15 protein-coding genes are annotated in these 17,955 nt (G+C 39.4%); 6 read left to right on the forward strand and 9 right to left on the reverse strand.

Annotated features, from left to right (window positions below):
- Nucleotides 1-16: 16 nt before the first annotated feature.
- Nucleotides 17-2,083: a TRAP transporter permease gene (locus CYP64_RS07425; protein ID WP_103649260.1), complete on the forward strand. Its 2,067-nt coding sequence runs from the start codon at nucleotides 17-19 to the stop codon at nucleotides 2,081-2,083.
- A gap of 139 nt (nucleotides 2,084-2,222) precedes the next feature.
- Here the strand turns inward: CYP64_RS07425 and CYP64_RS07430 are convergent, their stop codons facing one another.
- The 3 genes from CYP64_RS07430 to CYP64_RS07440 form a co-directional block, all read right to left on the reverse strand.
- Nucleotides 2,223-2,708, reverse strand: coding sequence for a tetratricopeptide repeat protein (locus CYP64_RS07430; protein WP_103649261.1), 486 nt, complete (start codon nucleotides 2,706-2,708; stop codon nucleotides 2,223-2,225).
- A 74-nt stretch (nucleotides 2,709-2,782) separates the two neighbouring features.
- The gene (locus tag CYP64_RS07435) at nucleotides 2,783-3,445 is read right to left on the reverse strand and encodes a M48 family metallopeptidase (protein ID WP_258032985.1); all 663 of its coding nucleotides are present in this window, start codon (nucleotides 3,443-3,445) and stop codon (nucleotides 2,783-2,785) included.
- Nucleotides 3,421-4,740, reverse strand: coding sequence for an MATE family efflux transporter (locus tag CYP64_RS07440; protein ID WP_103649263.1), 1,320 nt, complete (start codon nucleotides 4,738-4,740; stop codon nucleotides 3,421-3,423). The genes CYP64_RS07435 and CYP64_RS07440 overlap by 25 nt, the downstream gene beginning before the upstream one ends.
- A 103-nt stretch (nucleotides 4,741-4,843) precedes the next feature.
- Here CYP64_RS07440 and abc-f point away from each other — a divergent pair, with 103 nt between their 5' ends.
- From abc-f to CYP64_RS07465, 5 genes are all read left to right on the forward strand, one after another.
- Nucleotides 4,844-6,775, forward strand: a complete 1,932-nt coding sequence (gene abc-f, locus CYP64_RS07445) for a ribosomal protection-like ABC-F family protein (protein ID WP_103649264.1) — start codon at nucleotides 4,844-4,846, stop codon at nucleotides 6,773-6,775.
- Between the two features lies 1 nt (nucleotide 6,776).
- Complete coding sequence (locus tag CYP64_RS10050) at nucleotides 6,777-6,965, forward strand: hypothetical protein (protein WP_181001708.1); 189 nt, start codon at nucleotides 6,777-6,779, stop codon at nucleotides 6,963-6,965.
- A gap of 326 nt (nucleotides 6,966-7,291) precedes the next feature.
- On the forward strand, nucleotides 7,292-8,803 hold the full coding sequence (locus CYP64_RS07455) for a DKNYY domain-containing protein (protein ID WP_103649265.1): 1,512 nt from the start codon (nucleotides 7,292-7,294) through the stop codon (nucleotides 8,801-8,803).
- Nucleotides 8,803-10,248, forward strand: coding sequence for a DKNYY domain-containing protein (locus tag CYP64_RS07460; RefSeq protein ID WP_103649266.1), 1,446 nt, complete (start codon nucleotides 8,803-8,805; stop codon nucleotides 10,246-10,248). Before CYP64_RS07455 ends, CYP64_RS07460 begins: the two co-directional genes overlap by 1 nt.
- A gap of 127 nt (nucleotides 10,249-10,375) precedes the next feature.
- On the forward strand, nucleotides 10,376-12,316 hold the full coding sequence (locus CYP64_RS07465) for a BCCT family transporter (RefSeq protein ID WP_103649267.1): 1,941 nt from the start codon (nucleotides 10,376-10,378) through the stop codon (nucleotides 12,314-12,316).
- Nucleotides 12,317-12,673: 357 nt separating this feature from the next.
- On the opposite strand, the gene modD is transcribed toward CYP64_RS07465, so the two are convergent.
- The 6 genes from modD to CYP64_RS07495 are packed head-to-tail and all read right to left on the reverse strand — an operon-like array spanning nucleotide 12,674 to nucleotide 17,953.
- On the reverse strand, nucleotides 12,674-13,507 hold the full coding sequence (gene modD / locus CYP64_RS07470) for a ModD protein (RefSeq protein ID WP_103649268.1): 834 nt from the start codon (nucleotides 13,505-13,507) through the stop codon (nucleotides 12,674-12,676).
- 1 nt (nucleotide 13,508) lies between these two features.
- Nucleotides 13,509-13,766, reverse strand: a complete 258-nt coding sequence (locus CYP64_RS07475) for a helicase (protein WP_103649269.1) — start codon at nucleotides 13,764-13,766, stop codon at nucleotides 13,509-13,511.
- A 12-nt stretch (nucleotides 13,767-13,778) separates the two neighbouring features.
- A complete protein-coding gene (locus CYP64_RS07480; protein WP_258032986.1) occupies nucleotides 13,779-15,242 on the reverse strand; it encodes an alanine/glycine:cation symporter family protein in 1,464 nt (487 codons plus the stop codon).
- A 14-nt stretch (nucleotides 15,243-15,256) separates the two neighbouring features.
- Nucleotides 15,257-17,332, reverse strand: coding sequence for a heavy metal translocating P-type ATPase (locus CYP64_RS07485; RefSeq protein ID WP_103649271.1), 2,076 nt, complete (start codon nucleotides 17,330-17,332; stop codon nucleotides 15,257-15,259).
- On the reverse strand, nucleotides 17,316-17,639 hold the full coding sequence (locus CYP64_RS07490) for an oxidoreductase (protein WP_103649272.1): 324 nt from the start codon (nucleotides 17,637-17,639) through the stop codon (nucleotides 17,316-17,318). The genes CYP64_RS07485 and CYP64_RS07490 overlap by 17 nt, the downstream gene beginning before the upstream one ends.
- Complete coding sequence (locus tag CYP64_RS07495) at nucleotides 17,639-17,953, reverse strand: hypothetical protein (protein ID WP_103649273.1); 315 nt, start codon at nucleotides 17,951-17,953, stop codon at nucleotides 17,639-17,641. Before CYP64_RS07495 ends, CYP64_RS07490 begins: the two co-directional genes overlap by 1 nt.
- Nucleotides 17,954-17,955: the final 2 nt, after the last annotated feature.

Consider the following 17,955-nt stretch of genomic DNA (forward strand, 5'->3'; position numbering starts at 1 on the left):
ATTTTAAAGGAGAGAGATGAACGAAGTCAAAGACAACGAAGAACAATTTGTCGAAGTAAAAACAAGGGAGATAAATAGCAATTTTTACAACTATTTCATTGCGATCGTATGCTTTTCTTGGTCAGTTTTTCAGCTTTATATAGCTTATTTTCCGCTAAATACTAACATTTCGCGCTCAATTCACCTAGCCTTTGCGGTGGGTCTTGTATTTTTGCTTTATCCAGTCACTTTTCATAAAAAGGCACATTCTAGTTTGCCATTTTACGATCTGGTCTTTTGTGTAGTAGGCGTTGTTGCTGTGCTTTATCCAGCGGTTTATTTTTATGAACTAGCTGATAGGACTGGGGATTATATTACACAAGATATCGTAATATCGTTTCTAGCGATCATTGTCTTGCTTGAGGCTGGTAGGCGCGTAATGGGGCCAGCACTTCCAATTATTTGTATATTATTTTTGATATATGATCACTTTGGCCCTTATATGCCAGACATCATCGCTCATCAGGGTGCCAGCTTTGAAAAGATCGCAGGTCATATGTTTTTAACGACAGAGGGTATATTTGGTGTGCCTATCGGAGTTAGCGTTAGTTTTATCTATCTCTTTGTACTTTTTGGCTCGTTGCTTGAGAGGGCAGGAGCTGGGCAATATTTCATAAATTTAGCTTTCTCTCTTCTTGGCAAATATAGAGGCGGTCCAGCTAAGGCTTCAGTCATCGCAAGTGGCCTAACAGGCATGGTTTCAGGCAGCTCCACAGCAAATGTTGTAACAGTTGGCACATTTACCATACCACTTATGAAAAAAGCCGGTCTTTCACGCACAAAAGCCGGTGCTATCGAGGTTGCTGCTGGCGTAAATGGACAGCTTATGCCTCCTATCATGGGTGCAGCTGCCTTTATCATCGCTGAGTTTTTAGGCATGACATATACAAATGTTATGATGGCAGCGGTAATTCCAGCGTTTGCTTGCTATTTGTCACTATTTTTTATCGTTCATTTAGAGAGCGTCAAGCTTGGCTTAAAAGGTATAAATCAAAGCGAGTTTCACTCAAGATTTAAAATTTTTGTAAGTGGCCTTCACTATATAACTCCGATTTTGATTTTACTTTATACACTATTAATCGCAAAAGAATCAGCCATCGCTGCGGCGTTTAATGCGATTGGATTTTTATTTTTAATAATGATCTTTCAAGAGCCAGTTAAAAAGCTAGCAAGTGGCGAAAAAGTTGGAATAAATGATGTGTTAATAGGCTTTGAAGATATATTTTGGGCGATGGTTGCAGCCGCAAAAAGTATGACAACGATCGCCATTGCAACTGCACTTGCAGGTATTATCGTGGGTTCTATCTCTCTAACTGGACTTGGTCAAGTGCTTTCAGATTTAGTTGAGCTACTTGCTGGTGATAATATAGTTATGATATTGCTTCTTACTGCGATGATGTCACTTATACTAGGAATGGGCCTTCCAACGACGGCAAACTACATCGTAGTTTCAAGTCTTGTGGCACCTGTTATTTTATTTTTAGCGCATAAAAATGGCTTTTTGATCCCAGCCATTGCCGTACATCTTTTTGTCTTTTACTTTGGAATTTTAGCTGATGATACGCCACCAGTTGGCATCGCAGCTTATGCAGCAGCTGGTATCGCTAAAGCAAATCCTATAACTGTTGGCGTTCAAGGATTCTTTTACGACCTAAGAACGGCGATCTTGCCATTTGCCTTTTTCTTTAACAATAAACTTATGCTGATAGAAAGCGTAAACGAGGGCGATCCGCTTGACTCAAAAGGGATCGTTTGGATGAGCAATCCGCTTGAAATTTTACTTGTCTTTGGTATGGCGATCGTGGGAATGTTTGCTTTTTCAAGCTTACTTCAAGGCTACTATGTCACAAAACTTAGAATTTGGGAGCGTATTCTTTTGATCCCTGTTGTGCCACTAGCTCTTGTGCCAAATATATGTGCGAAATTTAATCTTATACCAAACGAATACACTGCTTATATCGTAGCTGCTGTGCTTTATGGATTTGTTTTTATGACTCAATGGGGCATTAAAGATAAACCACTTGATCAAATAAAAATAATCTAATCTTAGGCAAGAGCATTCTTGCCTAAATTTCTAATATAAATTTTTAGACTACCTTTATACTTTGGGTAATTTTTATTTAAAATAAGTATTTTTTGGATTTTTTTGTTTTAAGAAATTTTTAGGCTCGTAAGCCTAAAAATTATAGTTGTTTTGAGCGTCTTAGATCTCCTGCAAATTCGCAAGACATCTTATCGCCTAATTCGCAGCCTTTTACTAAAAATTCATAAGCTTTTTTAAATTCTTTAGCTTCTATCAAGATAGAACCTGCCATCTCGCAAGAATATCCATCATTCTTATCACAAGCTTTATTAAAAAGTTCTCTTGCTTTTTGCGGCTCAGTATTTAGATAAAGCCCACCAGCTGCCGAACAACCCTCTTTTTCACCGCTTTGGCAAGCTTTATTATAATACTCCAAAGCCTTGTCTAGATCCGGTGTTGCTGTTTTGCCTAGCTGATAAATGGCGCCAGTTTTTACGCATGATTTCGCATCATTTTCTGCACACCCTGCCTCAAATTTAGCTAAAGCTTCTTTGAAATTTGAGCTCCCATATGCCTTTAGTCCATCTTCAAAGTTACCTGCAAAAGCACAAGCAGCTAAGATTGAGATAAAAATCATTTTTTTCATTGAAATTCCCTTTTTTTGTGAATTAACATGCAATTTTAGCATATTAATTTTTACACTTACTTGATGAAAATAAATTACGCTCTTAAAATTCTTTCTTGCTCTTTATAATCAGGCATGATACGTTCTATAAATTTATAAAAGCTGCTTTGATGATGCGGATAGAGTAGGTGGGTAAGCTCGTGAAGCACTACATAGCGCACGGCTGAAAGTGGCTTTTCGATAAGCCTTATACTTAAGTTTATATAGCCTTTTTTGTGATTACAGCTGCCCCAGCGAGTTTTGCTGTTTCGTATGACGATGCGGTTAATTGGCCTATCGATGAAAGGCTCAAAATGGCTTACAAGCTCTAAAAATAGCTCTTTTGCTCTTGTTTTTTTAAAACGCTCAAGGCTTTTTAAATTTGGAGTAAAGACAAACTCGCCATCAAAAAATGGCTGTTTTATGCTTTCATCAAATTTGATCTTGTAAATTTCTCCAAGAAATTTTATTTCATCATCTTTTGGTAAATTTGCAAGTGCCTTTTTGTAGGAATTTTCAAGCCAAATTTTATGACTTTCTAAAAATGCCAGAGCCATCTTTTGTGTGCTGTAAAATGGCATAGAAAGCGTGATTTTAGCATCTTTGCCAACTCTTAGGCGCATGGCTCTTACATTTTTTTTAAAATTTATTAAGACGCTTAGCCCATAAAAGTCTAAAATTGCGCTTTTTTGCTTCAAACTAGGCGTTTTTCTTGCCATTTTTTGCTTCTCCAACGCCACGTATTTGCAAGGCCTCTTAGCCATTCATCAGCACAAAACCCTATCCAAACGCCGATAATCCCCCAACCAAGATAGATACCTAAAAAATATCCAAGTGGCAGTGAAAGCCCCCACATGAAGATAAGGCCAGTCGCAAGAGGAAATTTTGCGTCGCCGCTTGCACGAAGGGCATTTACGATGACAATGTTAAAGGTTCTGCCCGCTTCAAGAAATATCGAAAGTGTAAAAAGTGGCAGCATGATCGCACGTAAATTTTCGTTTAAATTTAGTGCGTCCATGATTTGATGCTTTAGTGCATAAGCTATAAGCACGACTACTAGCGTTATAAAAACTCCAAGCCTTAGCGCCCTAAATGTCCTTGTATAGGCCTCGTTAAACTCGCTTGCTCCAACTAAATGTCCTACAATGACCTCGTTTGCCACGCTAATGCTTGCTCCACAAAGCAAGATAAGAAGCGTGATCTGAAAGTAAATGGTCTGCACGCTAAGGCTAGCCTCGCCCATACTTGCCACAAAGCCAAAAGCGACCATGTATTGCGCCATCCAGAGTAAATTTTCGCCTGCGCTTGGAAGGCCGATTGAGAGAATTTTCTTTAAAATTTCAAATGGCACGACAAGTAGCTTTTTAAAATAAATTTTAACTTTTGCCTTTTGACTCAGCATATAAGCTAGCACAAAAATGCCTACTAGTCTACCAATAAGTGTTGAGATGGCAACTCCTTGTAGGCCTAAATTTGGTAGATTAAACCAGCCAAAAAGGGAGATAGCATTGCCTAAAATCGTAATTACGTTCATTAAAACTGAAGTTAGCATAACAGCAGTTGCTAGGTTATAAACACGAAGTACTGCAGCTAGCACCATGCCGATACCGTCAAAAAGTAAGGCAAAGCCAAGGATGTGAAGATATGAGAAGCTATCATTTATAAGCTCTTTTGGCACGTTTAGTAAATTTAAGATGTTGTAGCCAAAGACGTAGATGATGATAGCTGAAAAGATGCCAAAGAGCGTATTTGACGTGATGCTTGCATGTATGACGTTTGAAACAAGATCGTTCTTTTTAGCTCCCAGTGCTTGAGCTACGACGACTGAACAGCCAATACTTAGGAAGTTAAAAATGGTCATAAAAAGATCCATCACTTGATTACCAGCACCCATTGCACCAACTAGATGCACACTCACTTTTGTAACCATGTAGGTGTTGATAATGAGTGTAATGAAGTGTAAAAACATATCCAAAAATATCGGAACTACGAGTTTTCTCATAGATAAGTTCATTAAATTTTCCTTAATTATTTTAAAAATTTTGGCGATTATAGCCAAAATTAGGTTTTAGCTCCCTTTTGATATAATCGCGAGAAATTTAAAAAATGAGAGAAAAATGGCATTAATCGACCTGATAGACGTAAGTAAAAAATTTGGCGCAAATGAGATTTTAAACGCTGTAAATTTTAGTGTAAATGAAAATGAAAAGATAGCGATCATCGGTAAAAATGGCAGCGGTAAAAGCACGCTTATGAAGATCATCTCTGGCGAGGTGGCAGTAGATAGTGGTAGGCGCATAGTACAAAACTCAATAAGCGTCGAGATGTTAGCTCAAACTCCAAATTTTAACGCAACTTTTACCGTAAGGCAGGCACTAAATAACGAGCTAAAAGAGATATTTGACGCGATAAGCGAATATGAAAAGAGCGGCGTTTTACTAGCAAATGATCCTGAAAACAAAGAAATTTTAAAAGAGCAAGAGAGACTTTTAAAATTTATAGAGGCAAAGGACGGCTGGAATATCGAGCACAAGATCGAGCGAATTTTGCAAGAATTTAAGCTAAAAGAGTATGAAAATAGACCCATTTGCTCGCTAAGTGGTGGCGAGATCAGACGCGTGGCACTGGGTGCGCTCATCCTTAAAAAGCCTGATGTGCTGCTGCTTGATGAGCCGACAAACCACCTTGATGTTTACATGGTCAAATTTCTTGAAGATATGCTAAAGGGTTCAAATCAAAGTATAGTTTTTATAAGCCACGATAGGTATTTTATCGATACGCTCGCTACTAGGTGCGTTGAGGTCGAGGATGCAAACTTAAAAAATTTCGAGGGTGGATATGCAAACTATCTAACCAAAAAAGAGGAAATTTTAGCAAGCCTTGCAAAGTCGCATGAGACGCTACTAAAACAGCTAAAGGCTGAAGAGGAGTGGCTAAGGCGCGGCGTAAAAGCTAGGCTAAAGCGAAACGAGGGTAGAAAAGAGCGGGTGCTTGCTATGCGAGAAGAGGCCAAGAAAAATCCAGGCGTGATAAGGCGCGTGAGGCTTGAGCTGGAGCGTGCAAGTAAAAATTTCAACCAAACACAGAGCCAAAACCGCAAAAAAATGCTCTTTGAGTTTAAAAATTTGAGCAAAAGCATAGACGACAAGGTGCTTTTTGAGAAATTTGACGCAAGAGTTTTGCAAGGCGAGAGGATCGCCATAGTCGGACGAAACGGCAGCGGCAAAAGCACGCTACTTAAAATTTTGCTAGGACTTGAAAAGCCAAGTAGCGGCGAGATAAAAAGAGGCGAGGTGAGCATCGGCTACTTTGATCAAGCTAGAAATGTCCTTGATGATGACAAGAGCCTTATAGAAACATTTTGCCCAAATGGCGGCGATCACGTGCTGGTTCGTGGGCGAAATATGCACGTATATGGCTATCTTAAAAATTTCCTCTTTCCAAAGGAATTTCTAGATAAAAAGATAGGCGTTTTAAGTGGTGGCGAGAAAAACCGCGTCGCGCTTGCATTTCTTTTTACTAAAACTTACGATGTACTGGTACTTGACGAGCCGACAAACGACCTTGACATCGCAACTATCAATATCTTAGAAGACTACTTGCAAAGCTTTGAAGGGGCTATCTTGCTAGTTAGCCACGATAGATATTTTGTCGATAAGATGGCAAATAAGCTTTGGGCATTTGAGGGGACAAAGATAAATGTCTTGCACGAGGAGTATAGCGTCTATTTGGAACTTGAAGATGAGATGAAAGAGCTTGATAAATTTGAAAAAGAGCTCTCAAATAGCCAAAATGAAGCCAAACAAAAAAGCAAAACCGGCGTAAAGCTAAGCTACAAACAAACACAAATTTTAAATATATATCCAGATAAAATTTCAACCCTTGAAGCAAAAATTTCTGAGCTAAATGAAGGTTTAAGCGATCCAAAAATTTATCAAGAAGTAGGCCTAGCTAAGCTTTATGAAGAGCTTGAAAAGGCAAAAACTGAGCTTGAGTGCCTAGAAAATGAGTATTTTGAAGTTTTAGAGATCGCCGAGGAGCTAGAGTAGCTTGAAAAAGATCGGTAGGATAAGCGCGCTAAATACGAGAGTTGTTAGACAAAATTTAGCCACAAGCATGAGCCTTTTGATAGGTAAAGAGAGATTTAGTGGGGTGTTTTCACCAGAGATAGAAAAATATGAAGTAGGCGATCTAGTCGAGATAAAATATAAAAGAGTTGGATTTTTAAATAAGATATAGACCATTAGGCTAATCGCGACAAATAGAGAAAATTCGGACTTATATGAAAGGTTGAAAAATTTATTTTATATGATTATGATTATGTTTTTTTGCTTTTCTCTTTTTTTGTTGATGGTGATTTATTATGGGGTTTTGAAGAAATTTAGTATTATTGGAGCTATTTTGGCATTATATGTTGTTTGGCTATTAAATACAGTAGTTAGAGTAGTATATTATCAGTTTTTGATTTTTAGATATTTTATATTTGGATAGGTGTTTTGAAATTTAAATACATGAAAGGTTTGCGGCATGATGAGGTCGCTAAATTTGTTTAAAACGGAGCTAAAATGTTAAAAAAACATCCGCTAATCTCTGTAGTGATCGCCATTGTTGTGATATTTTTTGCTACCTACTTTTTTATCTTTGGGTTAGTTTCTATTTTAGATGACGACATTGGCGATAGTAAAGAGCTAAATAATAGCTTTTTTTACGTCAAAGATGACAAGGTCTATGCCATGGTACCAAGCGGCGGTAAATTTGAGCTAATAGGCGTGAGGGCCAGCAAATTTAGATACATTGACACCGGCAAATACGACAACAGAAACGTTGGCGCTAGCGATGAGGCGGTATATTGCGGTAACCTCGTGATGAGTGGGCTTGATCCAAATGGCGTTAGAGCGCTTGGCAACGGCTATTTTGGCGATGGCAAGATCACATATTTTTGTGATAGCGTAAGCGAGACAAACCTTGAAATATCCGCACTTAAAGAGTTTTGGGACATCTTCTCACATAAAATGTTTGATACGCCTAAAGCGCAAACTCATATCTATAAATTTAGACAGGTTGATAACGTAAATTTAGCAGCGATCTTGGGCTTTGGCTACGCAAGCGACGGAGTAAAGGTCTATCATGAGGGCAAAGAGCTAGATGGCGCAAATGCCAGCAAGATGCGATATATCGAGCAGATATCTGGCAGAAAGAGCATGCATTTCACGACTGACGGAGAAAATGTCTATTATGACAGCACAAAACTAGGGATCAAATTTAGCCCGCAAATGCGTGATATCGGCGAGATATGGCGCATTCACTATCTGTATGAGCCAAATTCTGGCATGGTCTATGCAAACGATCATGAATTTGACCCAAAATTTGCCCCATACGAGCCACTTTTTAACCTAAAAGATGAGCACTCCTATCATGCGCTCTTTCGTGGCAAAGGCGGTATCTATCACTGGGAGCGAAAGTGGCAGTGGTATAACAGCATAGATGAGGGCGAGTTTGTAAGAGACGGAGACGATCCGTTTAAAGGCGAGATAACGCCGCTATATGGCGACGTGGTGATAAGTGATGGCAAGACATATTTTTTAAAAACCTATGAAATTTGGCACAACACAAAAAATGACCACAGCCTAAGCTCACGCCACACGTCTATCGTAAGGCTCGATACAAAAGAGCAGTGGCGAAAGATAGGGCTTGTTAGAAACGATGGCTACGGAGCGGTCTATGCAAACGGCGATAAGACCTATTATTTTGATAACGTCGGCTACGGCTGGCATTTTAACAGCAGCGTTTATGATATAAACGACCTTGGCGTGGTTGAAATCCTCACTCGTCCTTATGACTCAAATGTTGAGAATTTAAAACTAGATGAGATAGTAAAAATGGTAGATCAAGGCGCTATGGTGCCAGCTGAGGGCGAGGTGGTGATCGATGCGATAAGCGACTTTGATGATTACTCACAAAAATATGCCTACTGGATATTTTTAGCCATCGCATTTGTGCTCTCGGTGGTTGGCGCTATTTTTAAAAATAAAAATCAAAAAAGCGAGCTTAAAAAAAGGGTGGATGACTATAGATAATGAGAAAAATTACTATTAGATTTGTTTATTTTTTAGTCATCTTGACGCTATTTTTTGTTTTGGTGATGCTTTATCTCTGGCATGAGGGCGAGTATCAAAGAAGCTTTGCAAACATCGATAGTAGTGAGTTTTACCGCTCACCAGAAGGTAAAATTTATGTTCAAATTTCAGGTAGTGGCAAGTATGAGCTAAAAGGCGTCGATGAGGCTAGTTTTAGGGTCTTGAAGCTAAAACACGCGTATGACTACTCAAACGTAGGGGCTGATAAAAATCATGTCTATTGCGCTAGAGAAATTTTGCCTGGTCTTGATCCAAAAAGTGCCAAAGTGCTTGGTAATGGCTATATAAGTGATAGCAAGATAAGCTATTATTGCGCTACTAGAAGTGAGAAAGAGTCAGGATTTAGCGAATTTGGCGCCATTATGAAAAGCCTTGCTCACACATTTATCAAAAGCTACGATGATAGCCCTTATTTTTACAGGACAAAAAGGGTCGAAAGCACAAATTTAGAGCCTATCTTTGACGCTGGTTTTGCAAGAGACGGCAGCACGCTTTACTACAAGGGCGAAAAGCTTGACGCAGATCCTAGCGAGCTAAGATACATCACGACAGAAAGTGGCGCTGCTAGCGGATATTACACAGATGGCAAAAGCTTATTTATGGGCTTTTATAGGCTTGATGCTGGCTACGGAGATGAGACGCGCCGGATATGCTACGATGCTAAGCACGATATAGAATATCTTTTTGAGCCAAAAAGTGGGGCTGTGTTTGCAAATGAGCATAAATTTAGCGCTCAAAATATGCCTTATATCGCCATTTATAGCGTGGATAACGTGCATTCGTTTTGGCCTCTTTTTGCCAGTAAAGATGGAATTTACTTTTGGGATGGCAGTAAAAACGAGCAGGCTAAAATTTCAGACTATCAGCTAAAAGGCGAGCTAAAAAGGCTCTATGCTGACGTTTTTGTAGATGAGAGCTCAGCCTATTTTTTACAGCAAGGCGAAGAGTGGCAGCGCTCAAAGCACGGCAGGCACTTAGTGGCGCAAACTGTCTCTTTATATAAATTTGCCCCAAGCAGCTCTTGGCGTGAGATAGGGCTGGTAAAAGATGGCGAGTATGGCGCAGTCTATGCAAATGGCGATAAGGTCTATTTTTTTAGCAGTATAAAGCCATTTTATGGCATAAAGCATAGCGTTTATGAGGTGGCTGATCTTAGCGTGATTGAAATTTTAACAAGGCCGTCTAAAGAGCTTAGCGCAAAAGATATCAGCCAGATGATAAAGCGCGGCGAGCTAGTGGAGGCAAGCGGCGAAGAGGTCGCAAGATCTAGGATAGAGTTTGACTCGCCAAAGATCATCTTGTATATCACATTTGGCATCGCTTTTTTCGTCATAGTGCTAACAACTCTTGCAAAACCAAAGAGAGATGAAAGAGACTTGAGATAAATTTCAAAGTGGCTATTTTTGGTGGTTGAAGCTTAAAATTTCATAAAAAATTTAAAGAGAAAATTTGACCTATTTACTCTTTTTTGTTAGTTTGAAAAGAAGCTGAAATTTACAAAAAGGAGGAAAAATGATCAAATTTCAAAGATCAAAATTTAACAATTCAGTATTTATCCCATCGCTTATTGTTATAGTTTTCATAACAGCATTTGCAGCGATATTTCCAAATTTCTCAAATGAATTTTTTAAGGGTATGCAAGATTATATCTCGGCAAAATTTGGCTGGTTTTACATCCTAGCCGTAGCCGTTATACTTCTTAGCGTCATCATCCTTGGCTTTAGCAAGCTTGGCGAGATCAAGCTAGGAGCCGATCACGTAAAGCCAGAACACAAAAATATCTCGTGGTTTTCTATGCTTTTTGCCGCTGGCATGGGCATAGGTCTAGTATTTTTTGGTGTGGCTGAGCCACTCATGCACTATCTAAACCCACCAGTTGGCGACCCGCAAAGCGTCGCTGCAGCAAAGCTTGCGATGAATATCACGTTCTTTCACTGGGGCATGGGCGCTTGGTCAGTTTATGCTATCGTGGCGCTAATACTTGCTTTTTTCTCGTATAGGCACGGCTTGCCACTCACGCTTAGATCAGCGTTTTATCCGATCATCGGAGATAAAATTTATGGCAAGATAGGTAGCGCCATCGATACATTTGCTGTCGTGGCGACCCTTTTTGGTGTGGCGACATCGCTAGGATATGGCGTGCTTCAGGTAAATGCTGGCCTTACGCACGTTTTTGGGCTGCCAACCATGCATATCACGCTTTTAATAGTGCTTTGTCTAGCTGCAACCATCTCAGCGGCAAGTGGCGTGGATAAGGGCATCAAAATCTTATCAAATGCAAATATCGCGCTAGCTATTTGTTTTATGTTTTTGATACTATTTTTGGGCGATACGACGCAGCTTTTAAAGTCGTTTGTGCAAAACAGCGGCGACTACGTCTCTACGCTCATTTCAAACACTTTTAACCTCTACGCCTACGAGAAGCAAAATGATAGCTGGCTTGGCGGCTGGACGCTGCTATACTGGTCTTGGTGGCTCTCATGGTCGCCGTTTGTGGGGCTATTTATCGCTAAAATTTCAAAAGGCAGGACGATAAGAGAATTTGTCATAGGCGTGCTTTTAGTGCCAACTGGCTTTACTTTTGCTTGGATGAGCTTCTTTGGCAACTCAGCGATCTCGCTCGTGCAAAATGGCTTTAGCCAGCTAGCAACGACCGTAAATTCTGACTCAGCCTCAGCACTATTTATGTTTTTAGAAAAATTTAGCTTCTCAGGCGTGCTAAGCGTGATCGCAGTCTTTATGATCGTCATATTTTTCGTTACTTCTGCTGACTCTGCAGCGATCGTTATGAACATGCTTTGCTCAAACGGCAAAGACGATACGCCAGTTTGGCAAAAGGTCTTTTGGGGCGTTGCAGTGGGCATCGTGGCGGCATTTTTGATGCTAGCTGGCGGACTTGCCTCACTTCAAGCGCTTACTATCACCACAGCACTGCCATTTGCGATCGTGCTACTTGGTGCTATTTACGGGCTATTTAAGGCGCTTCGCGTGGATGTAACCAAAAAAGAGACAAATAACTTTAGTAACATGCCTCTTAGCGATCTTTCAAAGCCGTGGCAAGAGCGCCTAAGTGCGATCATCACGCTTCCAGGCAAGAAAGATGGCAAGAAATTTTTAAACGAAGTCGTGATAAAAGCGTTTAACGAGCTAAAAGAGGAATTTGCTAAAAACGGCCTTGAAGCAAGGGTCACAAATGGCGAAAATTTTGTAAATCTAAACGTCGGTCTTGGCGATGAGATGGACTTTAGATATGGCGTCTATCTCACCAAAAGCCAGAGCCCAGACTACACCAGAGAGCTTGACGGCGATGATCTTTACTATAGGGCTGAAGTCTATCTAAAAGAGGGCGGTCAGGACTACGATGTGCTTGGCTGGAGCGAAGCTACGCTGATAAACGACGTCATCGAGCAATACCGCAAACACATGCAGTTTTTACATGTCGTTAGAGAGTAAATTTGAGTGAAATTTGCCTGGAATTTGAAAATTTCTAGGCAAATTCTAAATTTTACTCACTCGTTATCGTTTGTTACTGAATTTAAAAGCGTGATATACTTGTTTGTAAATTTTAAAATTTGATTGAGTTTTATGCACGTGGTATAAAGCAAGATATGAGTGTCCTTATTTTTTAGAGAAAACAAATTAGAAAATTTAACTTTATTAGTTTGTATTTTTGCTTGTAGCTATGAGATAAATTTGAAATAAAAAATGTTAATTTTTTGTTGCGTATCGTTCAAATTCCAGAGCCAAAATGCATTTTCTGTAAATTTTTAACTTTGATAGATGTTTTGCTGTATCGGTCATTGTAAAAATTTATAAAATCTCAAGTCTGGTGCTGATATCAGCAACGCCTTTTGAATACATCGCTGATGTTACTATTGCATCGGCATTTGCGTAATCTTTTACATTTGCTAAATTTATGCCGCCAGCTGCTATGATCATTGTATTTGGCGAAATTTCATCTCTTAAAGAGAGTACGTTTTTGATAAGCTCTTGGCTAAATTTATCACACTGAACAACGTCGCAGTTTGCTTTTAAAAGCTTGCTTGCTTCGTCTAAATTTTCAGCTTCAACGCAGATTTTTTTCTCAACCATTTTGGTTTTAAATTCTGGCAAAATAGATACAAATTCATCAAAATTTGCATAAGCTTTTATATGGTTTTTAAAAAATAAAATGCTATCGCTAAGCCCAAATCTATGCATTTTACCGCCACCTTCAAGTACTGCTTTTACGCAAAATTTCTTAGCAAATGGAAAGCTCTTTCTGGTTGCTAAAATTTCACATTTTTCATTGACGCACTTTGTGGCATTTGCCATTTTGTTTGTATAAGTTGCGATGGCGCTGGCATATTCTAGTGCGACTTGAGCTAACTTCCAAGCCTTATGCACATCTTCGTAGCTGCCATAAATTTTTATGATCACATCGCCAGCTTTGCAAATTTGAGAATTTTGCACAAAAATTTTACTCTCGCACCCAAGTAGCCTTGCAACACTTGCGGCTACATCAACGCAGCTAACACAAATTTCATCGCGTGAATAAATTTCAAGTGAGGCTTTTTTATCGATATTTTGAAGCGACGTAGTAAGATCAAAGTAAGGTATATCTTCGTTTATATAGCTTAGAATTTCTGCGTCGCTAAGTATCATTTTATGCCTTTTTTGCCTCATTTTTTGCTTTTATTATCATTTTTTTAAAGACTCCATTATCATAAAGTCCAGCATGATAAAGAGCAAAGCAAGTAAATGCAATGCCTGAAACTGTGTGTAGTTTTTTCATACCTCTGCCATTCATGCAAAGTGCCGTTAAGCAAACTGTCGCTAAAGTAACGCCCATACCGACCTTTGCTACCTTTCTGTGAGTATTTATGTCAAGTAGTTTGCCACTTATTTTTGTATCGTTTTTCAAATTCTTCTCCATTTAGTTTTTATTCCAGCAACTTGTATTTTTGATGCCAAGACTTTCTGGGTCAAATTCTGGATTTATCCCAGCTTTTCTTTGAGCTTCGTAGTCTTTGACTACTATTATCACTACTTTTGAAAGTAAGAATATAGCGATAATATTAATAGTTGCCATTGCAGCCATTGTGATATCAGCGATATTCCAAGCGAGCTTTAAATTCATCTGAGCACCAATAAATATCATAACGACAGCTGTTATCTTAAATAGCAATGTAAGCTTGTGGTTTTTGGTTAAAAATTTCATATTTGCCTGAGCGTAGTAGTAGTTGCCAATAAGCGAAGTGATGGCAAAAAGTACGACTGCAAGAGTGGTAAAATGAACTCCAAATTCACCAAAATACTCTTTCATAGCGGCTTGAACGAGAGGAAGTGCTGTTAGCACCTCACCACTTGATCCAGTTTGCTTCGTAAGATAGGCCTGTGAAAATAGCACGATCATACCAGAAGCGATACATATAGTCATGTCTATAAAGACTGCCATTGCTTGAACTAGGCCTTGTTTTACTGGGTGGCTAGTATGTGCTGCGGCTGCTGCGTTTGGAGCTGAGCCCATGCCAGCTTCGTTTGAGAAAAGGCCTCTTTTGATGCCTATTACGATCACGCTGCCGGCAAATCCGCCAAATATCGCTTTAAAATCAAAGGCATTTTCTAAAATCATCTTAACAACATCAGGAATTTCTTTGAAATTTAAAACGATAGCAATAAGTGCTAGCGAGATGTAGGCAAGTGCCATGAACGGCACGATGTATGAGCTTACTTTACCGATGATGTGACTTTTGCTAAAAAACATTACCGCCGCAAATGCCGTAAGAATAAGGCCGATGCCAATAGGTAGGCCGCTTTGTGCAAAACTAACGTTGCTGCCAGCTTTGTCGTAGTAAATTTCAAAAGCTGATGTCATGGTATAGCTTTGAAGTCCGTTAAAGCCGTATGCGTAGGTGATGATGAGAATTACCGCAAAAAGCGAAGCCAACCACTTTATGCCAAGGCCATTTTTGATGTAATAAGCTGGACCGCCTTTAAATCCAAAAACGTCTTTTGTCTTATAAATTTGTGCTAGTGTGCTCTCTATAAAAGCTGAAGCTGATCCTAAAAATGCCATCAAACACATCCAAAAAAGAGCACCCGGACCGCCCGCAGCGATAGCAGCTGAAATTCCAGCGATATTGCCTATGCCAACGCGCGAAGCAGTCGAGATCATAAGTGCTTGAAATGGCGTTAAATGGTGCTTATTGTACTTGTCTTTTTTTTCTACTAAGACTCTGCAAGCCTCAAAAAACATCCTAAACTGCACAAAACGAGTCAAATAACTAAAATAAATTCCCGTAGCCACAAGAATAATGACTAAAAAATATCCATATAAAAAGTCGTTGGCTACGTCCATTTTGCCGTTTAAAAAATTTAAAAAACTATCAAGCACCATCTACCCTTTCAAATTTATTTTGATTTGAATTTTACGCCCTTCATTGAATTTAATAAAAGCCAAATCGTTGTGCCATTATGAAGCATGGCAGTTGCTATTGGATTTAACATACCAAGTGTCGCAGCACTTAGTATAGCTGTGTTTACGCCGACGGTTGAGCGGAAATTTGAGCTAATTAAATCCATTGTTTTATTTGCAAGCTCTTTTACGAGAGCTACGCTCATGATATCGTCTTTTAAAAGACTTATATCTGCCGTCGCTTTAGCTATATCAGCACCCTTGTGCATACTTATGCCCACATTTGCCTTAGTTAGACTTGGAGCATCATTTATGCCATCTCCCACAAAGGCTACCTTTTTGCCCTCACTCTTTAGCTCTTCGATGATAGCTGCTTTATCTGTTGGTAAGCACTCCGCATAGACCCTATCAAGCCCAAGCTCACGTGCTACTTCTTCGGCCTTGCTTTTGATATCGCCACTTAGCATGACGACCTCTTTTACGCCAAGACTGCGTAGTTTTGCCACCATGTCTTTTGCGTTTTCTCTCATATCGTCTTTCATAGCAATGACTCCAACTAGCTCTTTATCATATCCTACGTAGAGTAAGGTTAGTCCGCTATTTAATGCTTTGCTTATTAAAGCTTCATGAGCTTTAAAGCTTATCATCTCGTCATCTTCTAAGAAGTGTCTACTACCGATAACTACCTCTTTGCCGTGCATCGCAGTTTTTACGCCGTGAGCTACGATAAATTCGACTTCATCGTGATGAATATGGTGGAAACCACGCTTATTTGCAGCTTCAACTATTGCTTCGGCCACTGGATGAAAGTAGTGTTCCTCAGCACTCGCAGTTAAATTTAATATATCATTTTGAGAAAAGCCCTCTTTAAATGAGTAAATTTCAACTACACTTAGGCGTCCGTGTGTCAGAGTGCCCGTCTTGTCAAATACAAAAGTATCAACTGAGCTTAAAGCCTCGATCGCTTTTGCACCTTTTACAAGAATGCCGTTTCTGCCTGCTTTTGAGATGCTTGATTTAAAAGCAACTGGTGTAGCAAGCTTTAATGCGCAAGAGTAGTCTGCTTGAAGTACGCTAGCAACACTATTCATATTTTTATTTATAATGTATGAAAGTCCAGCAAGCGAGAGCGTAACTGGCACAAGTTTATCGGCTAGTTTTAATGCTTTTACGCCAATGGCTGATTTTTCATTGAGTGAAGTTTGTATGTACTCTTTGATCCTAGCTGTCGCTGTGTCGCTGCCTACATTTTCAGCCCAAATTTTTATCCTACCTTCATCAACCACGGTACCGCTTATAACACGGTCGCCTCTAGCTTTTGGTATAGGCTCAGCCTCTCCGGTCATTGAGACTTGATTTACATCGGCGTTACCTTCAACGATATAACCATCAACGCCTATCGTCTCACCAGCTCCTACTACTACGATGTCGCCTTTTTTCAAATTTTCGGTTTTTACTTTTTCAAGCGTCTTTTCACTATTTAAATTTCTCTCAACCCAGACTTCTTCGATATTTGGTTTTGCTAGCTCTTTGATGAGATCATCACTTCTGTGACTAGCGCTTTCTTCCATATATTCACCGATATTTATCATCAAATTTGTGCTGTTTGCTGCTAAATGATCGCCCATTGCTAGACTAGTGCCAATGGCAGTTGCCTCAAGTACTTTTGATGTGATGCCCTCATGCCTTAGCTCTTTTGCACCTTCTATTAAATTTGGAGCTGTGGCATAAAGAGTCACGGCTGATTTTAGAGTTTTATTACTCATAAATGGCGTTATACCAAGTGCAGCAGCAGCTTTGTAGATATTTGCCTTGCTTGGCAAATTTGGATCTTTTGCCTTTGTTGGAAATTCATAGCTCTTTATAAAGTTTAAAATTTTATCGTAGTTTTTATTGTATTCAACGATAATACTTTTTGCGTATTTATTTACACGAACACTTAGTGCATCAGTTCGCTCCGAGATCGCAGCCTCGATAGCGCTGACGTCGCTTCTAGCGTTTAGGCTCTCGCAAATAAACCTGGCTCTATTTTTACTCTTATGAGCTAGAGTGATCTTATTTTTGTGAGTCAAGTTCTGCTTTGACATCTTCAAAACGCTCTTTTAGTTCTTCTATGCCAGCATTTATAAGCTCGCCACCTTTGATAATCGCTTTAAATACGCACTCTTGTGCTTTTGGATTAGTTAGTACATAAGCTGCGATACCACCTAAAATTAGACCTTTTACAAAGCCAGCAGCATTAAAATTTTCAGGTACAAATGGTAAATTTTGAGCTGCATTGTTTATTGCATTATCGATTGCGCTTGGCTGAGTAGCTGCTGCATTGTTAGCCGCAGTTTCACTTGTTACGTTTTCTTCATTGATGTAAGGGTTATTCATTATTTACTCTCCAATTTTATTAGTTTTTCTGCTATCAAAAGACCGCCGATACCAGCTGCTGTAAAAGCTGCTGCATTTAGATATTTTTTTTGTGCTATTAAATTTGAAGCATGAATGCCAACAGCACCTACAAAACCACCTGTTACAGCGTATTTTGCTATTTTTTTAGTAATATCTTTTTTAGTTGCTCTATTATTTAGATAGTCGCTAAAGCCAAGTGCAGCTGCGCCCATACCAGCGATTAAAGCTCCGCTGATGAAGTGATCAAATGGAAGTCTTGTGCTTGAAAGTGTAAAAAGACTATTTTCTTGCATTC

It is taken from the genome of Campylobacter concisus, assembly GCF_002913945.1.
In the GTDB taxonomy this organism is placed as follows: Bacteria; Campylobacterota; Campylobacteria; order Campylobacterales; family Campylobacteraceae; genus Campylobacter_A; species Campylobacter_A concisus_P.